The sequence below is a fragment of the Vibrio sp. V39_P1S14PM300 genome, from assembly GCF_009904765.1.
GTDB lineage: Bacteria > Pseudomonadota > Gammaproteobacteria > Enterobacterales > Vibrionaceae > Vibrio > Vibrio proteolyticus.
In genome coordinates this window covers 1-5179 of sequence record NZ_WXWP01000226.1, presented here as the reverse complement: position 1 = coordinate 5179, position 5179 = coordinate 1, and the positions used below count along the sequence as shown (strand labels likewise).

Sequence of the window (5179 nt, the reverse complement as noted above, 5' to 3'; positions counted from 1 at the left end):
GATTGAGTTTTAGCTATAAATACAGAGGTTTTGATTAGACATTCGTTATCCGTAAGGTTCATATTCTCCCAAAACGAAACGGCTTCATTAGTAAGTAAGGATAGCTCATTCATAACAGCAGACTTTCTCGCAAACATCTCATTGCGACTGGCTATTTTTTTGCCATTTTTATAAATAACTTCCCATCCAACCATTACTAACATGGCTGACATGATAAATATCATTAAGCTAACAATGATGCTAGCAATAGCAGACTCTGTCACCTACCTACACCTTTAACGACTGTCGATGCCATTGTTCTTCGATATAATCCCAAATTTCTTCTCTGTAATCCTCGTCTGCGGTTTCAATAACTAAACGCTCTTTCACTTGGGCATAGGTAATTTGCTTACGTAGTAAACCTGCGAAAGCTTCTTCCAAAAAGCTACTGCCATAGCCTCTTGATACACCATCAAGGTATACAATAATTTTTCCCTGTTCTTCGTTAAAGGCTGGAATCAGGAACTCATCGCGAAAACGCTCGCCTGAAAACTTGCCATCAGATTTAAACCGCCCAAAAGGCTTTTCTGAGAAATCCAAAGCAATGTCAATTCTCATTTTCATCCTCACTTTGTTAAGTCGAAACACCAAGCGACTAGGGTTCCAGGAAATGGGGTTGGTATATCAGCACACTCTGGGATTGCATTCTGAGAACCATATTTGTACAAACCATAACGACTCAAAACGATAAGTATATCATTTTCATCTTTTTCAACTGGTTTTTTAATATTGTCAGAACCTTTACCACGCCAGTTTAAGCCAGTCGAGGATACACCAGAGGTCATCGCTCTTTCGATAATACTACTATCATTTCCGTAGACAGTCTTAAGGCTTCGTGGGATAGTCAATCCTCTGTCACAGATCACAAAAATGAACTGTGACTTATCGGAGTTAAATGCAGCGTACTGCCACCATCTAGGAATGCTGCCTGTCTCTGCATATGCATGCTGTACTATATTAAGAACAGCCTCGTTGATCGCTTCTTTCAACCTTTTTGGTACAACGCTTAAGTCTAAGGAATCAATCATAGGTTCTAGATGCTTATCAGGATCAAAACCACTCCTGAATTTAGAGTTTGTATCCCATAGTCGATCCAGTTTTCGCTTTCCTCCTGGTCGAATAGCATCCCAAAGACCACTTCTGTAGACTAAGTTCCTCGTGGACTGTTTAGTTGGCATCTTAAAAACAAACAGATCATCAAACCCTGTCACAATTTGGTTTGATGTAATTACAGAAAAAAGAGCAACAGCACCAGATGCCGAAAATGATTGAACGAACGTTAAGTCAATCAATATTTTCGAGTAATTTTTAGCTACATTATCAATCGTTTTAATCATTGCTAAAAAGTCATCGCGGTATTTTTCGTCATATACGCACAAGACTTCGGGTGCCGTAATACTTAAGACATCAACCCCTCGATGTTTAATAAACTCAGTTACATAATGCTGCATATCACATTCCCATCCCTGAAGAACACAAACTCAACCTACACTAACCAACTGAATTGTCAAACAAAACACTTCTCTTAGATCAACGTAAACTCACCATGATTTGACCATGTTTCTTGAGCTTAATTTAGGCTAGTAATGCTGAGCTGATAGGAAGTTTAGGAATAGAAAATGTTGTATTACTTGGGTTAGGTAAGATAGTGAATAGGTTAGATATGAACCATGTATGCACCATAGTTCGGTATGACTTTAGTTTATTACAGACATAAAAAAAGCCGCTTTAATTAGCGACTTCTTAGCAATGCTTTGGTGATAAAACTTTTATTTTTAGTGTAACGACTTGATTTAAAACTTTTTTTGAATCCGTCGTGTATACCAATTTCACCACACCGGCATCTTGAGGCTATTGCCTTTCGATGGATGGCATTATACGTAACTCCGGAGCGTGCGCAACAAGAAAAGCAAGGATTTCAACTCGTTTGCCGATAATTTCGCCATAAGTTCGAATTTCCTCACTCATTGGCCTCCTTTTCCGTCGCCGCTTATCACTTTTCCCCGCCGCATCACACAGTTACCAAACGTTTCATCTAAGCTAAACAAAGCGTTCTCAGCAGATAGCGCTTGGAGATAAAACGAATAATTGACAGGAGTACGCCAATGACGGTGTCAAAGTGGCAGTGGTTACTGAATCAGATGACGCGTAAATTGTGGTTTCGTACCTCACTGTTTGCTTTATTGGCTGTGCTGACCGCCCTGCTATCGCTAGCTCTGAATCAGGTGCTGACCCTACCCGCCGCGATGACGGTTAATATTGATCTGCTGGAAAACATTCTCAATATTCTGGCGACCAGTATGTTGGCTGTGACCACTTTCTCGCTCAATATTATGGTCTCCGCGTACAGCGCTGCCAGCGCGGGGGTCACCCCCAGAGCGACGCGTTTACTGATGGAAGACAGCACCACACAAAATGCGCTGGCGACATTTCTCGGTTCGTTTCTGTTCAGTCTGGTTGGCATTATCGCACTGGGCATTGGCGCCTACCATCAACAAGGACGAATCTATCTGTTTGTCGTCACTATGGCGGTCATCGTGATGATCATCCTGACTTTACTACGCTGGATACAGCACCTTTCGGTGTTGGGCCGGGTCAACGAAACCACCGCTAAAGTGGAGCAGGCCCTGCGTGACGCGATCCAAAAACGCGGGGCAGCACCTTGGTTGGGCGGTCACCCCTGGAGCCACCCTGAGCACAAGCCGCGAAACAGTCACCCTTTGTGCAGCGAGGCGATCGGCTACCTTCAGCACGTCGATATGCGTCACCTCAACGACCTCGCCGAGCATCATGACTGCACAATTTATCTGGCCAGACAACCTGGCAGCTTTGTGTACCTCGGACAACCGCTGGCCTGGATTTGTGGTTCAGCGCCCGACAGCGAAGACATGCTTTCTGCCTTCAGCGTGCGCAGCGAACGCTCCTACGATCAGGATCCACGTTTCGGTTTGGTGGTACTGGCGGAGATTGCGTCCCGGGCGCTGTCACCGGCGGTTAATGACAGCGGTACTGCGATTGATGTAATGGGCCGAGCGGTGCGTGCGCTGGCACTGTGGGGGGAGTTGCAAGATCAGCCGCCGCAAACGATCCGGTTCCCACATCTCTATGTACCCGCGCTCAGTAGCCAGGATCTGTTTGATGATATTTTTCTGCCCATTGCTCATGATGGTTGTGAACAACTCCCCATTCAGATTCGTTTGCAGAAATCGTTGCTGGCGCTGGCGAGTATGCAACCAGCACGTTTCGCTCAGCCCGCGCTACGCTTGTCGGAAAAAGCCCTCGAACTGGCCTTGCCTCAACATTACACCGAAGAGGAGAAACACCTGCTTGCCGAACTGTCGCACCAGATCACAGCACAGACTCGGCGGGGGTAAATCTGTGATAGCCACGACATAAATACCGGTCACTTAACGCGGGCACTTTTCTCCCTCTGATGAGCACTATATTCTGACGCTCAAATTTTCTGGTACGACACGAATTTATGACCCCTTCTCAAACCTTGCCACCTGCGGGCTTTTTCCGCCGTCTGGCGGCGCTGTTTTACGATGCGCTGATTGTGATTGCGATTGAAATGATCGCGGGCGGTATCGTGATTGCGATCCTTGAAGCCTTGTTCGCGGCGGGCCTTATCACCTATGGCAACTATGTGGATGTCAGCGATCTATTGACGAATCATCCGCTCTGGAGCCCGCTGTACAGTCTGTACCTGGTATTAACCGGGTGCTACTTCTTTATTTTCTTCTGGACTCGAGCCGGACAGACGCTCGGGATGCGAGCCTGGAAACTGCGAATCCAAAACGAAGATGGCAGCGCGATCCGCTGGAGACAGGCTGTGCTGAGACTGGCAGTGGCGGGCTTCGGGTTAGCGAACATTATGGCGCTGGTTGACCCGAAAAAACGCGGACTGCACGATCTGGTGGCGAAAACGCAGGTCGTGGTTCTGCCCAAAGCCAACTGAGCGATACAAAAAAGGAAGGCTGGCGCCTTCCTTTTCTATTTGACGATTTACAGCTTGCGCCGCATGAGCATCACGGCAATACACAAGAACACCACACTTGGTGCAATCGCACCCAATGCTGGTGGAATGCCATAGACCAAACTTAGCGGACCAAAGAACTCGCTGGAAATGTAAAACGTAAATCCGGCAATTACCCCTGACAGAATCCGCGCCCCCATGGTTACACTACGTAACGGACCAAAGATAAACGACAGCGCCATCAACATCATCACGGCAATCGAAAACGGCGAGGTGATCTTCCGCCATAACGCCAGCTCGTAACGGGAAGCGTCCTGTTCTGACGCTTTCAGATAACTGACATAGTCATACAATCCTGACAACGACAGCTCTTCCGGTTTGACGGTCACCACCGCCAGTTTATCGGGCGCCAGGGATGTCACCCAGCGGTATTCCGGTAAATTTTCTTTACTGATCACGATGTCATCGGTCATGTCCGTCAGCTGAACATGCTTCATTTCCCACTGATTGTCACCAATGTAATCCGCCTCGCGGGCGTATATAACGCTGAACAAATCTTTATTCTTATCAAAACGCCACATATTCAGGTTGTGAATTTTGTTTTCATCCACTTTACCAATGAAGATAAAATCATTGGCATCACGCGCCCAAACCCCGGTCCGGACCGACATCAGGCTACCACCCGAAGTGGCAAATGCCCGTAAATCACGCGCCATTTTCTGCGCTTGTGGTGCGCCCCATTCGCCAAGCAAGGTGACAAAAATCATCAGCGGCACCGCGGTTTTCAGCACCGACATACCAATATTAAGTTTGGAATACCCTGCCGCCTGCATCACCACCAGCTCTGAGCTGGACGCCAACATCCCAAGCCCGATCAACGCTCCCAGCAGAGCGGCCATTGGGAAAAACATTTCGACATCACGAGGAATACTCAACACCACGAAAAACAGTGCCTGCAGTAAATCGTAGGTGCCTTGTCCAACTTTACGCAGTTGCTCGACGTATTTAATGATGGCCGACAGACCGACAAAGGTCACCAAAACCAGTGACGTGGTCGCAACAATGGTTCGACCAATGTAAAGATCCAGAATTTTAAACACTGTTAGGCTGCCTTTTTCAGTTTCTTCTGTCGTAATTTATCTTTGAATCGTCTCATTGCCACAC

General features: G+C 46.9%; 6 protein-coding genes. 2 read left to right on the top strand and 4 right to left on the bottom strand.

Going from position 1 to position 5179, the window contains the following annotated elements; translation table 11 throughout:
- The 3 genes from CAG65_RS11480 to CAG65_RS11470 all read right to left on the bottom strand — a co-directional run.
- A partial coding sequence (locus CAG65_RS11480; protein WP_161453719.1) for a hypothetical protein occupies positions 1–263 on the bottom strand: 263 nt, incomplete at its 3' end.
- Between the two features lie 4 nt (positions 264–267).
- Positions 268–597: an STAS-like domain-containing protein gene (locus CAG65_RS11475; RefSeq protein WP_161453718.1), complete on the bottom strand. Its 330-nt coding sequence runs from the start codon at positions 595–597 to the stop codon at positions 268–270.
- An 8-nt stretch (positions 598–605) separates the two neighbouring features.
- Complete coding sequence (locus tag CAG65_RS11470; protein ID WP_161453717.1) at positions 606–1490, bottom strand: ATP-binding protein; 885 nt, start codon at positions 1488–1490, stop codon at positions 606–608.
- A gap of 654 nt (positions 1491–2144) precedes the next feature.
- Between CAG65_RS11470 and CAG65_RS11465 the strand changes: the two genes are divergently transcribed.
- A complete protein-coding gene (locus CAG65_RS11465; RefSeq protein ID WP_161453716.1) occupies positions 2145–3413 on the top strand; it encodes a DUF2254 domain-containing protein in 1269 nt (422 codons plus the stop codon).
- A 107-nt stretch (positions 3414–3520) separates the two neighbouring features.
- On the top strand, positions 3521–3997 hold the full coding sequence (locus tag CAG65_RS11460; protein ID WP_161453715.1) for an RDD family protein: 477 nt from the start codon (positions 3521–3523) through the stop codon (positions 3995–3997).
- Between the two features lie 47 nt (positions 3998–4044).
- Here the strand turns inward: CAG65_RS11460 and lptG are convergent, their stop codons facing one another.
- A complete protein-coding gene (gene lptG, locus CAG65_RS11455; protein WP_021706825.1) occupies positions 4045–5115 on the bottom strand; it encodes an LPS export ABC transporter permease LptG in 1071 nt (356 codons plus the stop codon).
- Between the last annotated feature and the right edge of the window lie 64 nt (positions 5116–5179).